The organism is Paenibacillus sp. FSL M7-1414 (assembly GCF_038003195.1).
GTDB lineage: Bacteria > Bacillota > Bacilli > Paenibacillales > Paenibacillaceae > Paenibacillus > Paenibacillus amylolyticus.
Genome location: NZ_JBBOOS010000001.1, coordinates 6,318,402 through 6,337,439 on the forward strand (window position 1 = coordinate 6,318,402; position 19,038 = coordinate 6,337,439).

The following is a 19,038-nucleotide window of genomic DNA, read 5'->3' on the forward strand; positions in this document are numbered from 1 at the left end:
GTGCCAAGTCCATTCAATGAACATTTCCACGTTTTCCTCACAGTCTAACGAACCCAAGAGACACTATTCAGCATTTTTCCTGCGTTTTGAAAATCTAACGAACTATAGACTCGTTATTTACTCTTTCTTTGGCGTCATCCGCTGCAAATCGCAGTTTTCTATCTCATTAGCGTGTGTGAGATTCGTTAAATTCCCAACTAACGCCTAAATGGCCATATAAGGTGTTACAGGTTCGTTAGCGGAAGTTGCTCCATCAGACCCAGCGTATACTCTCACAAGTCAAAGCTGTTCAGAAAGACGTCATCTCTCGTTTTATCTAACGCCGTTCCACCAGACGTGACGTCTGCTTCAAATCTTCAATCCGCCCAGCCCCAATGCCAAACATCACGGTACGCAACTCGAATTCGACCTGTTCCAAACGCTCATTCAGCGCATCATCGGACGCTACTGCGGATTCGAGCAGCGATCGGCCAAAACCAGCCAGGTCCGCCCCGAGCGCTAGGGCTTTGGCCGCATCCACGCCAGTGTGCAGTCCACCACTACCAATCAGAGCGCCCTCTGGGTTCAGCGCTCGTACTTCCTGAATACACTCCGCTGTGGGAATACCCCAGTCGGCAAAAGCTTCAGCAGCTGCCCGGCGTACCGGGTTATTGTTGCGGTACTTCTCCACCTGTACCCAGCTTGTACCTCCAGCGCCGGCTACATCGATAAACGCGACACCCGCTTCATATAGGCGTTGAGCCGTCACACCATCGATGCCAAAACCTACTTCTTTCACGCCAACAGGTACTTCTAGCTCGCGACACAAGTTCTCAATCCGCTGAAATAATCCACTGAAGTTGGTATTACCTTCTGGCTGAAAAACCTCCTGCAACGTGTTCAGATGAAGCACAAGCATGTCCGCACCCGCAATATCTACGGCACGCTGGAAATCAGCCGTGGTGAAGCCATAGTTCAGCTGCACCGCGCCCAGGTTGGCAATGACCGGGATGTCCGGTGCCCAGCGCCGCACATCGAAGGTACTCGCTAGTTCCGGCTGTTCCACGGCAGCACGGATTGAACCTACGCCGAGCGCCCAGCCTCTGGCGTTTGCTACTCGAGCGAGGCGCTCATTGATGGCGCCCGTTGTTTTGCTTCCACCCGTCATCGAACTGATGAGCAAGGGTGTACGTACTTTTTTACCAATAAACGAAGTCTCCAGATGCACCTCTTCAAAATCCAGTTCCGGCAGTGGATGATGGCGAAACGCATACCGCTCCATACCGCTGGTTACCCCTTCTCCTGCCACATTCTCCTCAAGACAGAGGCGCACGTGCTCTAGCTTCCGTTCTCCCGTAGCCACTTCGGGAAGCAGCCGTTCGCCGGCTCGCTCTTGTTCATTCATGATGAGACCTCCTATGTGAGAATCGTGCGGATCGACAGGATAACCTGCCTGTTCCTAGCTTTTATGTATATACGTCTTTTGCAAAAGACAAAAACATTAATCCTATAAGCATTACAGCTCAGCAGTTTAACTCTATCCAGTATAACGTTCCAAACCGGCTATTGAAAGGATGCCCCGACACCAAATGTCTCACTTAAATCCCGGAGCACCACTATCTCATACCTACTCAACAGCACGGATCATCCGTAGCAGCTTCAAAGTTAATTAGCAGAGACGATACACACGCACATGGATCAACAAAACACATTTTCACTCCATCATCTGCACAACAAACTTATCTCAAGATTTCCGATGCCAATTGCTCACCAACAAGCTGTCCGGACAATGTCACTATCGGGGTTCCGCCGCCTGGATGTGTCGTTCCGCCTACGTACCAGAGACCTTGTACATCTTTGCTTCGGTTGCCCGGTCGCATAAAGGTCTGCTTCACCGAATTGGACGAGATGCCGTAGATCGACCCTTGATGCGCCAAGGTATCCCGTTCGATATCTCGCGGTGTGTACCGGATCAGCACATCGGATTCATTCAACCCGGTAATTCCCCGCGCCGCCAATTGTTCCAGTACAAACGCTCCATAACGTTCCGTCTGCTGCTCCCAATTCCATGAATCCGACAAGTAGGGGGCATTGACCAGAATGAACAGATTACTGGCTCCCGCCGGAGCCATGCCCGCTTCCGAATAACCGGAATAACAGATGTAGATCGTGGGATCGGCGGGCATTTTACGGTCACGGAAAATATGGTCGAACTCCGGTTCATACCGTTCCGGGAAGAACACCGTATGGTGCAGCAGTGCATCATATTGTCTTCGCACACCTGCCAGCGTCACAAATCCCGAAATGGACGGCTCATACTTCTGTATGCGCGCATCGCTCATCTCTTTCCGGTGTTCCGGTGCGAGCAGCAGTCGATTTACGCTAAGCACATCTCCATTCGCAACCACTTGATCTGCTTCGCGGAAGCCTTGATCCGTATCCACGCCAGCCACTTTTCCATTCCGAACAACAATCTGCCGGACCTCTGTGCCGGTAATGATCTGTACACCTTTTTCCCGAGCCAGCCGGGTCATACCTTCGATCAGTTGATAGGTTCCACCTTTGACCCCGTAGATGCCCACTTCTGCTTCCACATGACCCATCATGGCAAAGATGGAAGGCGATTGATACGGCGATGATCCCACATAGGTCGCGTACCGTCCGAACATAGCGAGCGTATGCGGATGTTGGAAATACGAGCGTAGCAGCTTATCCAGCTTCACCGTTGGCCGCACGCGGAGCAAGCTGCGCAGCATTTGGAGATTGTATTTGTCAGAAGGAGACAGCAGCAACTTACCCAGAAAATGACGATTGGCTTCCGCATACAGTGCAGCAGACTCATCCATAAACGCATCATAACGAGCTGCATCCTCCGGACTGTACGCAGCGATCTGCTCCTTCATCCACCCGCGATTACCTGACAAATCTACCACTGTGCCATCTGCAAATATATTACGCGTGCGCGGCTCTAGCTCATATAACTGTACGTAATCTTCCATTGCTACACCCGCATGGTCGAAGACTGAACGAAAGGTCGATGGCATCGTGATTGTGCTCGGTCCCCGGTCAAAATGATACCCGTCCCGCTCAAAATGCTGTAGCTTGCCACCTACGTGTTGCTGCCGTTCCAGAATGGTCACCTGCACACCTTGTGAAGCCAGTCGTATTGCACACGACAGACCTCCAAATCCTGCACCGATTATAATGACGTTACCTCTCAACTGTACCGCCTACCTTTCCATACATACCCCTTGCCGGAGCGGCCTGCCTGCCAGGAAGCGAATCCGATGGCAATGACACAGGCCATGCTGACCGGTTGCAGAAGGGCAAGCCACCAGGGTTGTCCGCCAGCATGATCCGCTACTCTTTTCACAGCCATACCTAATAATGTTCCTAACAATCCATACAGAATGGACATCGAACTGCCCATAAGGAGTCCAAAAATCAAGCCTAGCGGGGGCACAATATACATCAGTGTATACATTAACATCGTGCCAAGCAGCAGCACGTCTTTGCGCCCCATACCTTCGTACATGTTTTTCTTATATCCGTTCCATACTTCTGCACCGTTCTGATACATGCGGGTATTCGTTACGTCATGCACGTCTGTCAGCATCACCGGATGACCTGCACGCTTAACCGCTTTGGCGAGACTCATGTCATCCACCAGATGCGCCTGAATGGCAGCATGACCACCGGAAGCCTCGTAACTGGAGCGATGAATCAGCAAAAAAGCCCCCGTAGCGGCCACAAACATCGGACTGGATGATCTGCGTATCATGAAAATGGGCAGATGACTGATGATGGTGAAGACCATCATCGGTACAACAAGCTTTTCCATCCACGTCTTTGTTACCTGATAAGGAAAACCGGTTACCAGCCCCCCGCTCTGCTCACACCCTGCCGCAAGAGTCTGCCGAATGGCACTTGGCTCCAGACGCACATCCGCATCCACGAACATATACCATTCTCCCTTGGCCTCCTGAACCAGCCTGTGACACGCATGGGATTTCCCCATCCAGCCTTCGGGAAGATCAACGCCATGCAGCAAACGCACACGCGTATCACGATCCGCAATCGCTTGTACCATGGCCGCTGTCTCATCTTCGGAGCGATCATCCAGCACCAATACTTCCATCCGGAATCCTGACGTATCGCTCGCGAGCACACTTTCCAGACATCCTTCGATATGTAGTCTTTCATTTCTGGCTGGAATCAGCACCGAGACCAGCAGGTCTGGTGGTTGTATTGAGTCTGCTCGGAATGAACGCACTTTGGGCAGACAGGAGACGTTCCATAGAGCGAACAGCAACTGTATGCCCAATATGCAGGTAAGCACAATCCAGAAGATTTCAGATGCATTCATGCTAACGGTTCACCCGCTTTCGTGCCGCATCGTATTTTTCACTTGTCGAACGTACATGACGAATCAGTGGAATCGCATCTGGCAAACTTCCCTGCCCCATCCGTATAAGCTCTGATCTATGATCGTCTAACTGCTGTTCCAGCACATGGCCGAGTCTGGCGGCAATCTCTTCACTCTTCAACGCCTTCCAGTCTTCCATCACAGCTGGGCCCGCCTGCATCGATATTTCCGGTAAATCATGCTGGACCATCCCATGACACAAGGTTACCGGTACGGCGATGGCATTCGGAGAACGACGAAGCAACAATCCGATGCCTGGACGGAACTGAATTGGTCTGGCCTCCTGATGCAGAATTTCTCCTTGGGGAAAAATCCAGACCCTTTTACCTGAATCCAATAATTCACTGGTGTACTGTAGAGAGGTCCGAATACCGGACGCACTCTCCTTATTGATCGAATACGCACCCAATTTACGAAAAAAAGCATATTGCTGAAGCTGTTGCTCCTCCATCATCACATAATGATCACCCCGCGATGTCTGCCTGGCCGCATGATAGAGCAGCAGACCATCCCACCAGGAGCTGTGATTCATGAAATAGATCACCGGACGAGTCGCTTCAATCGGGGAGTTGTCCCTGATGTCCACCTGTGGGTCCAGTGACCCTGTGAGCGTGAAGGAGCGGAAGCGCCGACGTAGCAGATAATAGTGATTGTATAAGGCAAAAATACGATTAAACGGTTTTGATTTTACGGCGCGAATCATAGAGCCAGCTCCCTTCGGCAAGAAGCACACCAGCAATGGCGATGATAAAGCTGCCCGTAATCCCTTCCTTTAGAGCAAGCAGGCCGAACAGAAGAATAAACAGCTGATACAACCATTTTGCACGGAGCAATGAGCTACGGTCATTAGGCATGGCCGGAAGGAAAAGGGACAAGAATGCACCCATGATAAACCAGCTTATGTAATTGGTCCACGGAACACCGTAGAAACCACCTGGAGCCTGCCATTCCCAGAATCCTCTCGCATGTGCAACAGGGTCGAGTACCAGATCAAGAACAATCGCCCAGAACCCGGTCTTCACTGCTCGAAGCAGTCTGCCAGTCCACGTTGAACCACCGCCACTTAACAGCGCCGAGTTACCCACCACTGCGATCCAGGCGAAACCCAGCGTAACTGGCACACTGAACAGATGAATCCCGAAGAAGTCTGAGTAAGCATACTCACCAAAGGGCCAATGCGTATGAACGCCTACCCACTCTACGCCCATACCTCCAAGCCAGATAATCACAGAGGATACCCAGAGTCCGGGTTTCAGCCAGATGACTGACTGGTCGGACAGGCCTGTCCGATTACGCCCTTGATAGATCAGATCCAGCACATACAATGCGTAGAAGATTAGAAATAAACCATTTGAAAAAGATAATACGTCAGGCACACCGATCGTTAGCATCAAGGTTGCTCCAATGACATACCACGCCCAGTAAAGCCACTGGATCATCAGGATACCGCCGTTCGGGAGGCTTGATAGGCCAGCATCGGGTAACGTTTCACAATTGCACCCAGCATCTCCAGTTTCAATTCATCGCTAACATATGCACGTTTGGTATATACGTCATAGTCGTTGCGTTCAACCGCGTGTAGAATGGTGGAGTAAAAGGCTGCTGCCAGCTCGATGGAAAACGCACTTTCTGTTGGGTACGTATCCAGACGATCCATGCCAATACGGAACCAGTTCAATGCTGCAGCTTTTAATTCATGAACAATGGCAATAAAGCGTTCGTCCACGATCCCTTCTTCGAAGTCCTGCTCGGTGTAACCATGCTTCTCCATAATCTCCAGCGGAACATACCGGCGCACTCTGGCCCGATCTTCACCAACATCCCGAATAATATTAACGATCTGCATTCCTTTACCCAAAGCAATCCCGTTCACGGCTACTTCCGCGCCGTTATCATCCCGCAATACAGGCAACAACATCTCGCCTACGGTTCCGGCCACCAGATAACAATAATGCTCCAGTTCCTGCATCGTTGTATAATGCGTGACTTTAAGATCTGTGAGCTGCCCTTCCATCTGACGGAAAAATGGCCCCTTATCCAGATGAGGGAAACTGCTGAACAACCATCTCAGTGCTGGCCAGATAAAGTGTCCTTCCGCGTCGTCCAACTGATCAAACAAATCATGGATCTCGTGAATTGTATAGGGCGAATGTTCCGGCTCGTCTACACTGTCATCAATCATGCGGCAGAAGGCATAAATGACATATACCGCTTCCCGACGTGGACTTGGCAGCCCTCTAAAGGCCTGATAAAAAGAGGAAGAACCCTTTTGCATCAACTCTTCACACCTGCTCAAAATCGCTTCATTCATGTTCCCATCTCCTTCATGAGTTGATTGACGGCCATCCGTGCACTCTGCATTACAATCGGCACTCCGCCACCTGGATGTACAGATGCTCCTGCGGCATATAATCCCTTTATATTAGGGAATGGTTTGGGTTGCGGTCGGTATACACCGGACTGGAACAATACAGGTGCTATACCAAAGCTTCCGCCCCCATAGAGCCCGTCTCGCTCTGCGTCAGCGGGTGTACGTACCTTTTTCCACTTGATCGCTGCACGAAGTCCCGGGAATCCACGTTGCTCCGCTTCTTCCAGTACCCGTTCTGCCAATGCTTCACTCTCCTGATCCCAGTCGACACCTTCGGCATCTGGTACGGGAATGAGGAAATATAATACACTCTGTCCTTGAGGTGCTGCAGTTTCATCCAATGCGACCGGATTAAATACGTAAAATGAGGACTTTGCCGGAATGCGTCGCTGATTGAACACTTCCTGCAAACTGCCTTCAAGACTCGGTGGCAGGAAGAACTGGTGCGTCGTTGCATCTTCCCAGGTTTTGTCCACGCCCACATAGAGCAATACACATCCGGAAGAGGGACGATACGGTTTTCTTTTACGTGCTACCTCTCGTGATTGTCCAAGCAAACCTGATAGATGGGGGAAATCACCATTATAGATAACTGCATCCACATTTTCTGCGCCTGCTGCCGTTTCTATACCTTCACACACACCATTTTTAATCTTGAGTCCGGTCACTTCCGAATTCAGCACGACACGTCCACCACGTGATATCAGTTCCTGTTCCAGTATGGCTGGCAATGCTGCATATCCACCTTTGACCATCCAGATGCCATATTCATGCTCTGCGTAAGGTAAAAGGGAATAGATACCTGGCGTCCCAAACGGTGATCCACCAATGTATAAACTTTGCAGTGAGTATGCATCGAGCAGTTCCTCATGCTCAAAATAATCGCCTACCGCTTTCCGGACACTTTTGTGTGCACGCAATCTGCCCATGAGGGACATGAGCGAAGGTGTGAAGAAATCCCTTTTGCGTGGAAAAGCCCTTTCCAGAAAAGCTGCCCGGCCTGCCGGAAACAACGTGTCCATATCTTTCATGAATCGTGTGAATCCCCGGCTCTCTCCCGGGAACAAACGTTCAATCTCCGCCGTCTGCTCTTCACGTGAGGTCATCTTGGTCATGACACGACCACTATGGTAATGCACTCTGTATAACGGATCACAGCGAAGTAACTCAATCTTCGAACGATCTACGCCTGCCTCCTCCATGATGCCAAGTAACATCTCCGGCAGCAGTACGATCGTTGGCCCCTGATCGATCCGATACTCGCCTTCCTGCTCATATCCAATGCGTCCGCCAACGCGGGAACCCCGTTCATACACGGTGACATCCCAGCCTTGACGGTTCAATAACAGTGCCGAAGTGAGTCCGCCAATCCCTGCGCCTACAATAGCGGCCCGCTTCATGAATGCCCTCTGGCTTCTGCCGTCTTCACATAAGAGGATGGCTTGGAACGTGTGCGTGCGTCCTCTTCCTGAATCAGTCTGACACTAATCCGTGCCGATTCGAAAATCGTGGGCAACCCGCTGCCCGGATGTGTTCCGCCGCCTACCAGCCATACACTTTTCAACTCTTCAAACTGGTTATGGGGACGCAGATACATCATCTGACCCAGGTTATGTGCCATATTAAACGTTGCTCCGCGATACACGTCCAGTTCATTCTCCCAATCAAGTGGAGTGAACAGCATACATTCTTCAATACGGCTGCGTATGTCTGCCAGCTCAGGAATGCCTTCCATGCGTTTCATCATGGCCTCCTGCACATTCTCCCGTTCTGCCTCCCAATCAATGTCTGCGGTAAGGTTAGGCGTAGGCATAAGAATATACAAAGCAGATTTCCCTTCCGGTGCCAGCGTCGAATCAAGTCTGGAAGGGTTATGAATATATAGAGATGGATCGGCTGATAACATTTTATGCTTTGTAATCTCATCAACGTTTAACCGGTAGTCCTCGGGAAAATAGATCGAGTGATGCGGCAGGTCCACATCACCATCCACGCCCAGATACAGCATTGCTGTAGAGCAGGAATACTTTTTGCGTTTCATTTTCTCCGGGGTATATTTCTTAAGCACGCCTGGTTCAAACAGATGGTTAACCGCATGTGCAAAGTCGGCGTTCACCACCACATGGTCTGCTTCGATGCGTTCACCGTTCTCAAGCAACACACCTTCTGCACGACCATTGCGAACGATGACCTGTTTCACCGGGGTGGAAGTATGTATGCGTCCTCCGTGTTCTTCCACGACATCGGCCATGGCTTGGAAGATCCGATTCACGCCGCCAATGGGGTGGAACAATCCGTAGTGATGCTCAATAAACGATAATATGGTAAAGGTACCCGGACAATCCCAGGCAGACATGCCAAGGTATTTGGATTGGAATGTAAATGCCCAGCGTAGACGCTCATCTGTAAAATAGCGGGACAAGATTCCATAGACTGTATTGTGGACATCAAGCTTAGGTAGAGCTGTTACCGCATCCTTGCGTAGATAGTCAGTCAACTTGCCAAAAGGACGACGGAGCAGAGGCATGACTTTGCCAAACTTCACTTCTTCTTCTTGCATGAACCGAAGGTAATTGTCCTCATTGCCCGGAAACAATTCCTTAATCTGTGCAGCTGTATCTTCCCGATTACGAGAAGGCGTGAACACCTTATCACCAAAGTTCAGTGCGTACAGTGGGGTTAGCTCTTTCATATGCACATAATCGGATAACTTACGCCCCACCACGTCGAACATCTCTTCAATCAGCTGAGGCATCATCAAAAATGTAGCACCGCGGTCGAATCGATATTCACCCAGTTCCAATCTGGCAGAACGCCCCCCGATGACTGGCTGTTTCTCATACACATCTACCTCGTACCCCTGACCGGACAATAACATCGCTGCTGCAAGTCCACCCGGACCTGCACCAATGACAGCTGCACGTTTGCGTTGTTGATTCGGTATCATGCCACTCACCTTTCTATGTAGGGAATTCCTATAGTTCTCTAGCCCCTAACCTATTATTAAACCGCCCAAGAACACTTTAAGCGGTAACTAGCAAAAACATTATACAAATATAATACAAATATTATACGAGCTTGTAAACCAAAAAATGACCCGTCGGTCAAAATACCTGGTAATCCATTTATAAACACAAAAAACACCCTTTGATCACTTTCGTCAAAGGATGTCCTTTATACACTAACCTATTCATATCATTTGAGATTATGTTTAATTATTGGCCTGTCCAAACCGTGCACCAGGTGACCGCTCGGAGAGATATTCACGCTCCATCCACGACTGCCAGTCCGCAGAACTCTCCGGCATAATCCATTGCGGATAACGCGCATGCTCTGCACGCTCATAGCCCTTTCCACCAAGTACAAAGCGAATATGCGGGAACTCGTTTTTAATCCGCTCGACGAGTTGATCACATTTAACAAGAAGCCCTGGACTTGTGATCGACAGGCAGACCAACTTGATCTTCTGCTCCCGGATAATCGGGAAGATACCTTCTTCTGGCGTGTTCGCACCGAGATACAGTACTTCCGCTCCATTTTTGCGCATAAAAAGAGAGAACAGCAGCAATCCGACCTGATGGTGCTCCCCTTCCGGACACAACGCCAGAACTTTGGGCAGATGCGGATAGATCGGGAACAGATGGAAAAACTGATAAAAGCGCTGTGATATCAGCTGTGTCATGAAGTGTTCCTGAGCCACCGAAGCCCTGCCTTGCTCCCATGCATCTCCAACCCGAACCAGAATGGGCACCAACACATGATAGAACATCGAGTCATACCCATACATGGTGAACCCAAAATCAATCAAACCATTGGCACGTTCACCCTGAAAGTTGTAGAGCGAGTCATAGATCTGATCTGCCATGCGTGCGTAGGCTTCTTCCATCGTAGGCACCGGAGCCATGATCGGCGTGGGCACAGCCTCGGGCGGATTTAATTTGTTTACTTTCAACATCCGTACCGCTTCCGAAATATTGGTCTGATGTAGCTCAACCTGTTCTTTCAACCAGCGCAGATCCGCAACATTCTCTTCGGTATACATTCGATAACCCGATTCCGTCCGCTCAGGGGTGACCGCACTATACCGATTCTCCCAAGCCCGGAGCGTCACCGTCGGGATACCGAGCATGGCAGCGACTTGTTTGATGGAATACACCTTATTACCCACTTTCTTTCCTAAATGTCCAGATTTCAAAGGTTATATCATTGGTTCCCCGTCCTTGTCAGGCATATGAAAACCCTAACATTCTACAAAAATAATACACTCATTATACACAACGCTCAGACACCTGTCGATTGCATAATGCCAATTTTGCCATATGCGTTTTACTGCTACATTCGTTATGCTAGCGGGTTCTCCTGCGTCAACGTTATCATCCGTGTGGTAATAGAAGTCAGCAAGTACAGAAGGGGGAGTCCACCGTTGGCCTCATTACGCCGCCATACATCAGACCGCAAGTCTTCACGCGGCAAATTTCCATACATACGAACAGGACTTGTCCTATTGGTCCTATGGCTCATCGCCGTCATGCTCTATCAGACCTACAAACCATTACCAGCGGGCATTTCCTATGAAAGTCCAGAATACCGTGTGGATCAAGTCGAGTTCCTGCACGACCTCACTTATCCTTCCTCCGACGGACAGATGGAGCACGAGCAGCAGATTTTCCAGCGCATGATGCAGATTGTGGAGGAAGCAGAGCAGTTTGTCCTGGTGGATATGTTCCTGTTCAATAATTATCAACATAAGGGACAGAACTTTCCTCCCGTGAGTACTGAATTCACCGAAGCGCTGGTCACCAAAAAAAATCAGCATCCTGATATGGACATCTGGTTCATTACAGATGAAGTAAATACCAACTATAACTCAGCACCCAATCCGTTGCTGGAACAAATGAAACAAGCAGGCATTCATGTGGTCATCACGGATGTGGACCCTTTGCGTGATTCAACTCCAGTATACTCTGCGGTCTGGCGGACCTTCTTCCAATGGTTTGGCCAATCTGGAGATGGCTGGATCAAGAACCTGATGGCCACGGATGGTCCGGATGTCACTGTGCGTTCCTATCTCAAGCTGCTCAATGTGAAGGCCAATCATCGTAAAGTTGTTGTTAGTGAGAAGACAGCGATTGTCTCTTCTGGCAATATCCATGATGCGAGTGCCTACCACTCGAATATTGCATTTGAAGTAACAGGTCCAATCATTGGCGATATTCTTCAGTCCGAGCAAGCTGTTCTCGACATCTCAGGCGGAGGCAAGGTTCCTGCCTACACAGCTCCTTCCTCCAATTCAAACACGGGAGATTTGCGAATACGCTATTTAACTGAAGGCAAAGTGAATGACGCTGTACTCCATGAGATCAATCAAGCTGGCAAAGGTGACACCTTATGGATGGGCATGTTCTATGTGGCCTCTCCGAAAGTATTGGAAGCCCTGCTGGAAGCGGCAAAACGAGGAACCGAGATCCGGCTTGTACTAGATCCAAATGAAAATGCTTTTGGTCAGGAAAAGATCGGGATTCCGAACCGTCCTGTCGCCGCTGAATTGCATGATAAATCCGACGGTAAAATACAGATCCGCTGGTATAACACCACCAAGGAGCAATACCATACCAAGATGATCTATCTTGCCAAAGCAACCGGAGATCATATTGTCCTAGGGGGTTCAACCAACTTTACACCACGAAACATGAATGACTACAATCTGGAGAATGATCTATGGGTTGCTGCACCTCCAGACAATAAGTTCACGCTTGATATCGCGAATTATTTTGAGCGTATTTGGAATAATAATGATGCCGAGTTCACGTTAGACCTGGATGAGTTCCAGGAGAAGACTACGTTTTTGAAAGGTATCCTATATAAGTTGCAACTGATTCTGGGTCTTACGACCTTTTGATCAGAAACCACATCCATACCTGTTATATCCGCCTGTACTCAACTGTGCAGGCGGATATTTTCATCTTGACAGGTGATGTAAAGTATGGAAATATAATTACCTAACGACCGTTAGGAAGGTGATTGAATGACTGCACAATCCATTCGGGATGCAGCCCTGTTCCATTTTGCGAGAGATGGCTATGAGGGAGCTTCTCTGAGAGCTATTGCTGATGAAGTCGGGATTAAAAAACCGTCCATATATGCGCATTTCAGCTGCAAGGATGACTTATTTTTACACACCCTGGACTTTGCATTTCACGAGGTAACACGGCACACACTGGAATATTTCCGCGATCATGCGAATCTGCCATTGGAGCAGAGGCTGAAAGGCTTGCTGATCTGGTTCGAACAAGAATACAATGCCCATGCTTCGGCTCGTTTGATGTTGCGTAATTGTTTTTACCCACCCCTTTCTCTGTATGGCGAAGTGATGGATCAAGTGTATCCGTTTATCGATGGTATGGAACGCGCACTGACTCGTCTGCTGCAAAGGGCAATGCGTAATGAAGATATACCGCCCCTACCCGCGGAACAAGCCGCCATTGCATTTATGACGTTTCTCGACGGTATCACCGTGGAGATTATCTATGGAAGTTCCCGTCGGTACAAGAGACGGTTGGAAGCAGCCTGGCCTGTATTTTGGCATGGCATTCATCATTTGAACGACGAGGCACACAGCGTTGTGCCGGAAGGAGATTTAACAACATGAACCGCAACTGGTTATATGTATTTATCGGTGGAATTATTGAGATTGTCTGGGTAAGTGGGCTGAAACATGCCTCTAATGGTTGGGAGTGGACTTTGACGGGGATTGCCATCGTGATCAGCTTTGGATTGATCATTGCCGCTTCCAAAAGGCTGCCTGTGGGTACGGTGTATGCCGTCTTTACGGGAATTGGTACGGCGGGTACCGTCCTTACGGAAATGGTATTGTTCGGTGAACCGTTCCGCTTGGCCAAAGTATTGCTCATCGGGCTGCTGCTCTGCGGCGTAATCGGACTGAAGCTGGTTACGGATCAGCAAGAAGCCAAAGGAGGTGCAGTATAATGGCTTGGATGGCAATTGTAGGTGCAGGGATATGTGAAATTTTCGGCGTAATCGGTATTAATGGTGCTTCCACCAAGAAAGGATGGCCATACATCGTACTTATGCTGGTGTCGTTTGTGTTCAGCTTCTCGCTCTTGTCCTACGCCATGACGTCCATTCCCATGGGCACAGCGTATGCCGTGTGGACGGGGATCGGGACGGTCGGCAGTACGTTAACAGGCATGTTCCTGTTCGGTGAACGGAAAGAAGCGAAGCGTATCCTGTTTATCGCGATGATTTTGGTGGCAGCCGTTGGTCTGAAGCTCATCACGTAACGGAACAACTGAATTACACTCTTATATCTCCGATTGCAGTCCCACTTTCCGATCGCTGTTATCCCCAGATTTCTTTGATTCCCTTTGAAGAGGGATAAATCTGGTGATAAAGGCGAACACTTCGTTTCTTCAAGTCGGTTCTGCAATCTCCGTTATCGTGTAATTCTTAGCTTCCATTATGATATCTATTAAATCTTGTAATATAAATTAGACGACTTCGATCAGGAAGTCGTCTTTTTTTGGGGAATGATATAAATAGGGAACCTCTTTATACTTTGCTACGTAAGAAAGGATGTCGTAATCATGAGAAAATTATTGGCACACATGGGCTCTTATACAGGGTATACCCTTCTGATCGGCATGGCCATCTTCTATCTCATCGCTCTAGTCGCCATTATTATACTCGCCTTGTACGCCTTCACTGGAGGAAACTAACTTATCCATTCTTGATACCTTATCCCTATCGTACATACAAGCTGTACCTTGTTACTTGCCGTGTATTCTTTCCTTTGATCAGTCTCTTTTCTCCGCTCTGATTTTCCAATTTACTCCCATTTGAATTCCTTCAACCAGATCGTTTATACTAAGTTTGACCCTAAAGTCAATTCAAGAACTCACAAGTTCCCTGATGAGGTGAAAGTATCGTTAATGAACCCTATACATGAGATGAATGAGAAGAAAAAACTCATCATTACTACAGCACTCAAGCTATTCTCGGAAAAAGGCAGTGCCGCAACCTCCATGCAGGAGATTGCAGAGATATGCGGGATGTCCAAGGGAAGCCTTTACCTTATTTTCAAATCCAAAGAGGAATTGGAAGACAGCACGATGGAGTACTGCTTATTTACGCTCATAGACGAACTATCCCAGATCGAACATGAAGCTGACCTTACTCCGAGAGAACGTTCACACAAACAGATTGAGACACTGCTGGGCCATGTGTCCGAGCTAAAGGAATTTTTACGTGTTCAGATGCAAAGCATGATGATGAATGATGAGCCACATCGCAAGGAAAAATGCAACCCGCAGCATAAAGATCTGGAGATCCTTACACTACACGGTTTCAAGGACAAACTGGAAGATATGTACGGACCGGAGATTGAACCCTATACGATAGATCTTATTTTACTCATACAGGGTCTGTTCCTCTCCTACGTTAAGATCTGGTTTACGGAAATGCCTTCCCTTACCGTCTCCAAAATGGCAACCAATATGCTGCAAATGATTGATTATGCAGCTTACGGATTGCTCGATCAGCGCCCTGCGCCTTTGATTTTGTTGGAAGACTGGCCCGCATGGAATAGTGATCCAAACACAGACTCCACTGTGATGCGTCATCCCATTCACATTATTAAGCAAATGCAGGATATCGCTGGTTCCGATTTGCCATCAGGGCAAACAAAGAATGATGTGCTTGAAACCATCGCCATTCTCAGACAGGAGATGATGGAATTTACGCCTAGGCGTGCCATCATTCTTGGCATGATGCACAATTTGGAGAGCGTATCTGCCATCAAACCTTTGCACTCTGAGCTTAAGCACAGTCTGGATGCCAAGTATAGCCGGTTTATCCAGGCTGACTCGTCACACATATAAACAGGAGAAACAGAGAGGAGAAGAAACCATCGTATGAAAGGTATTATTAATTTTTCACTGAACAACAAGTTTGCGATCTGGATTCTGACAATTATCATCTCTTTTGCAGGTCTGTACAGCGGACTGACGATGAAACAAGAGACAATCCCGAACATCAACGTACCGTTTCTGAATGTCACTGCCATTGATCCAGGGGCTGCACCGGAGGGAATTGTTGAGGATGTCACGAAGCCGCTGGAAGTAAAACTACGTAATGTAGATGGCGTGAAGACGGTGACCTCCACTTCCATGGAGAACGCAGCATCGATCACACTCGAATTTGATTATGGAACAGATCTGACCAACGCAACTGCAACCGTTCGTGAGGCACTGAATGAAGTTCAACTGCCTGACAGTGTGCAGAAGCCGACCATTTCCAAGTTCAGCATTAACTCTTTCCCGGTTGTATCTCTGAGCCTGTCCGACAAGGACGGCGGTGACCTGGAACAATTGACACGACTGGTTGAATCGGATATTCAGCCTGCACTCGAAGACATTGACGGTGTAGCTCAGGTTCAGGTGTCCGGTCAATATGTGAAAGAAGTTCAATTGAAGTTTGACCAAGCCAAAATGGCCGAGCTGGGCCTAACGGAAGATACGGTAAACGGCATCGTTCAAGGTTCATCCATTCGTGTGCCCCTTGGACTGTTTGAACTGGATAAATCCCAGAAGGCCGTTGTTGTAGATGGCAACATCATCGACATCGATGATCTGAAAAACCTTGCCATTCCAGTTGTACCCGGCGGTGCCGGTGCTTCCGTAGGCAATGGTTCAAACGCAGCCCCACAAGGCTCTGGAGCACCAACTGGTGAAGCTGGTCAAGGTACCGCTCCAGGTGCTTCACAAGGAACGGACCAAGCCGCTGGTGGTAATGCCGGTGTGGGTAGCCCTTCAGGTGCTGCCAACGCAGCTGGTATCCCTACAGTGAAATTAAGTGAAATTGCCAAGATCGAAGTCATCGGTCAAGCGGAATCCATTTCCCGGACAGACGGCAAGGAATCGATTGGTATTTCCATTGTAAAATCCAACGATGCCAACACGGTTGATGTCGTTAACGCAGTCAAAGATAAAGCTGAAGAGTTGCAATCGCAGTTCAAAAATGCTGATTTGACTGTATTGCTTGACCAAGGTAAGCCGATTCAGGACTCGGTGAACACGATGTTGGGCAAAGCCATTTTTGGCGCCTTGTTTGCCATCCTGATCATCCTGCTCTTCCTGCGTAATATTCGTTCAACCATTATCTCCATTATCTCGATCCCGCTCTCCTTGCTCATGGCATTGACTGCGCTCAATATGATGGATATCACCTTGAACATGATGACGCTGGGTGCCATGACGGTTGCCATCGGACGGGTTGTCGATGACTCCATCGTTGTTATCGAGAACATCTACCGCAGATTAACACTCAAAGGTGAGAAACTGAAAGGCCGTGAACTGGTTCGTGAAGCAACGCGCGAGATGTTCATTCCAATTCTTTCTTCCACCATTGTAACGATTGCTGTATTCCTGCCACTGGCATTGGTAAGCGGTATGGTCGGTGAGTTATTCACGCCATTTGCACTGACCATGGTATTCGCTTTGCTGGCATCCCTGATCGTTGCCATTACCATTGTGCCAATGCTTGCGCACACCCTGTTCCGCGGAGGGTTGAAGAACAAACAGAATCACGAAGAAAAACCAGGCAAGATGGCGGAAGGTTACAAACGCCTGCTGAACTGGACCCTGTCACACAAACTCATCACGGTCAGTATTGCAGTGATCCTGCTGGTCGGCAGTTTGTTCCTGTACCCGTTCATCGGTGCAAGCTTCTTGCCAGAACAACAGGATAAATACGTGACTATTACGTACAGCCCACAAACCGGAGCTTTGCGTGAAGATGTCGAAAAAGAAGCACTCGTTGCCGAGAAGTGGTTGCTGGAACAACCAGGTCTGGAGAAAATGCAATATTCCATCGGCGGAAGTAATCCACTGAGCAGCATGGGTGGCGGTGGTTCCAACTCGGCTCTATTCTATATTGAATATAACGAAGACACGAAAGACTTTACTAAAGTGAAGGAACAGCTTGTAGAAGGTCTGAAGAAAGAAGTTACCGTAGGTACCTGGAATGAGCTCGACATGTCCGGCGGTCTGGGTGGCAGTGGCTTGAGCCTGTCCATCTATGGCGATAATGTAGAGCAACTCAAACCTGTATCGGACGAAATTCTGAAACTGGTTGAAGCGGATAAGGATAATTTTGAAAAAGCAGATACAACACTTGCTGACACCTACGGGCAGTATACGCTCGTGGCAGATCAGGAGAAATTGAGTTCCCTGGGCCTGACTGCAGGCCAACTGGCGATGACGCTGAGCCCGGCACGGGAACGTCCTGTGCTTACGGAAGTCGATATCGATAACAAAACGTACAAAGTATATGTAGAGACAGACAACAAAACATTCAGCAGCATTAAAGAGATTGAGGATGAAACCGTCACTTCACCGCTTGGCATCAAGGTACCAATCAAAGATGTTGCCAAAGTGGAAGAAGGTACATCCCCGAACTCCATCATGCAAATTGATGGTAAAGTTGTTGTACAAGTCACAGCCAACATCCTGGCTTCGGATGTAACGAAAGCTTCGAGTAACCTACAGGCTGAGATCGACAAGCTGGATCTGCCTGATGGCGTTGAAGTGAAGTTCGGCGGTACAACCGAACAGATTAATGATACCTTTACTCAACTGGGTCTCGCCATGCTGGCGGCCATCGCCATTGTATACTTCGTGCTCGTTGTTACATTTGGTGGCGGATTGGCACCATTCGCAATCCTGTTCTCCCTGCCATTTACGGTCATTGGTATTATGGTAGGTCTGTTCATCGCTGGTGGTACGCTCGACGTCTCCGCCATGATGGGTGGACTGATGCTCATCGGTATCGTGGTCACCAACGCTATCGTGTTGATCGACCGTGTTATTCACAAGGAAAAAGAGGGTATGCCTACCCGTGAAGCCTTGCTGGAAGCCGGTGCAACTCGTCTGCGTCCAATCCTGATGACCGCTCTCGCAACTATCGGTGCCCTGTTGCCACTGGTTACGGGCCTCGAAGAAAGTGCGGGTATCATCTCCAAAGGACTCGGAATCACCGTAATCGGCGGTCTGATCAGCTCCACGCTGCTCACGCTGGTTATCGTACCGATTGTGTATGAGTTCCTGATGAAATTTAAAAAGAAAAGAATCGAAGATTAAGAAATAGAGAGTCGTGCTCATGTAACAATTCGAGTACATCTTAAATACAGATTATAATATTTAGCTTCTCGCCCCTTAGCCCATATTGGAATAGTTAACAATTCCGA

General features: G+C 48.8%; 16 protein-coding genes. 7 read left to right on the forward strand and 9 right to left on the reverse strand.

From position 1 onward, the window contains the following. Positions 1-316: 316 nt before the first annotated feature. The 9 genes from fni to MHH92_RS27685 form a co-directional block, all read right to left on the reverse strand. Positions 317-1,384, reverse strand: coding sequence for a type 2 isopentenyl-diphosphate Delta-isomerase (gene fni / locus MHH92_RS27645; RefSeq protein WP_340907250.1), 1,068 nt, complete (start codon positions 1,382-1,384; stop codon positions 317-319). 334 nt (positions 1,385-1,718) lie between these two features. Next, complete coding sequence (locus MHH92_RS27650; protein WP_340907251.1) at positions 1,719-3,200, reverse strand: phytoene desaturase family protein; 1,482 nt, start codon at positions 3,198-3,200, stop codon at positions 1,719-1,721. After that, the gene (locus MHH92_RS27655) at positions 3,197-4,345 is read right to left on the reverse strand and encodes a glycosyltransferase (protein ID WP_340907252.1); all 1,149 of its coding nucleotides are present in this window, start codon (positions 4,343-4,345) and stop codon (positions 3,197-3,199) included. The genes MHH92_RS27650 and MHH92_RS27655 overlap by 4 nt, the downstream gene beginning before the upstream one ends. A gap of 1 nt (position 4,346) precedes the next feature. Further along, entirely contained in the window at positions 4,347-5,108 is a 762-nt protein-coding gene (locus MHH92_RS27660) for a lysophospholipid acyltransferase family protein (RefSeq protein WP_036612609.1), read from the reverse strand. Beyond that, positions 5,077-5,844, reverse strand: coding sequence for a carotenoid biosynthesis protein (locus tag MHH92_RS27665; RefSeq protein WP_340907253.1), 768 nt, complete (start codon positions 5,842-5,844; stop codon positions 5,077-5,079). Before MHH92_RS27665 ends, MHH92_RS27660 begins: the two co-directional genes overlap by 32 nt. Continuing rightward, a complete protein-coding gene (locus tag MHH92_RS27670; protein WP_340907254.1) occupies positions 5,844-6,716 on the reverse strand; it encodes a phytoene/squalene synthase family protein in 873 nt (290 codons plus the stop codon). The genes MHH92_RS27665 and MHH92_RS27670 overlap by 1 nt, the downstream gene beginning before the upstream one ends. Beyond that, positions 6,713-8,176, reverse strand: a complete 1,464-nt coding sequence (locus tag MHH92_RS27675; protein ID WP_076253631.1) for a phytoene desaturase family protein — start codon at positions 8,174-8,176, stop codon at positions 6,713-6,715. Before MHH92_RS27675 ends, MHH92_RS27670 begins: the two co-directional genes overlap by 4 nt. Beyond that, positions 8,173-9,723, reverse strand: a complete 1,551-nt coding sequence (locus MHH92_RS27680) for a phytoene desaturase family protein (RefSeq protein WP_076253632.1) — start codon at positions 9,721-9,723, stop codon at positions 8,173-8,175. The genes MHH92_RS27675 and MHH92_RS27680 overlap by 4 nt, the downstream gene beginning before the upstream one ends. 264 nt (positions 9,724-9,987) lie before the next feature. Then, positions 9,988-10,932, reverse strand: a complete 945-nt coding sequence (locus tag MHH92_RS27685; protein ID WP_036612617.1) for a MerR family transcriptional regulator — start codon at positions 10,930-10,932, stop codon at positions 9,988-9,990. A gap of 267 nt (positions 10,933-11,199) precedes the next feature. Between MHH92_RS27685 and MHH92_RS27690 the strand changes: the two genes are divergently transcribed. The 7 genes from MHH92_RS27690 to MHH92_RS27720 all read left to right on the forward strand — a co-directional run bounded on the left by MHH92_RS27690 (position 11,200) and on the right by MHH92_RS27720 (position 18,931). Then, positions 11,200-12,675 carry a phospholipase D family protein gene (locus MHH92_RS27690; protein WP_076253633.1) on the forward strand — a complete coding sequence of 492 codons (1,476 nt, stop codon included), beginning with the start codon at positions 11,200-11,202 and terminating at the stop codon, positions 12,673-12,675. A 126-nt stretch (positions 12,676-12,801) separates the two neighbouring features. Further along, positions 12,802-13,425, forward strand: coding sequence for a TetR/AcrR family transcriptional regulator (locus MHH92_RS27695; protein WP_076253634.1), 624 nt, complete (start codon positions 12,802-12,804; stop codon positions 13,423-13,425). Further along, complete coding sequence (locus MHH92_RS27700) at positions 13,422-13,763, forward strand: DMT family transporter (protein ID WP_076253635.1); 342 nt, start codon at positions 13,422-13,424, stop codon at positions 13,761-13,763. Before MHH92_RS27695 ends, MHH92_RS27700 begins: the two co-directional genes overlap by 4 nt. After that, positions 13,763-14,077 carry a DMT family transporter gene (locus tag MHH92_RS27705; protein ID WP_017691901.1) on the forward strand — a complete coding sequence of 105 codons (315 nt, stop codon included), beginning with the start codon at positions 13,763-13,765 and terminating at the stop codon, positions 14,075-14,077. The genes MHH92_RS27700 and MHH92_RS27705 overlap by 1 nt, the downstream gene beginning before the upstream one ends. Before the next feature lie 303 nt (positions 14,078-14,380). Further along, positions 14,381-14,512, forward strand: coding sequence for a hypothetical protein (locus tag MHH92_RS27710; RefSeq protein ID WP_256720167.1), 132 nt, complete (start codon positions 14,381-14,383; stop codon positions 14,510-14,512). A gap of 213 nt (positions 14,513-14,725) precedes the next feature. Further along, positions 14,726-15,673, forward strand: coding sequence for a TetR/AcrR family transcriptional regulator (locus MHH92_RS27715; protein WP_076253636.1), 948 nt, complete (start codon positions 14,726-14,728; stop codon positions 15,671-15,673). A gap of 33 nt (positions 15,674-15,706) precedes the next feature. Next, a complete protein-coding gene (locus tag MHH92_RS27720) occupies positions 15,707-18,931 on the forward strand; it encodes an efflux RND transporter permease subunit (protein ID WP_340907255.1) in 3,225 nt (1,074 codons plus the stop codon). Positions 18,932-19,038 lie beyond the last annotated feature (107 nt).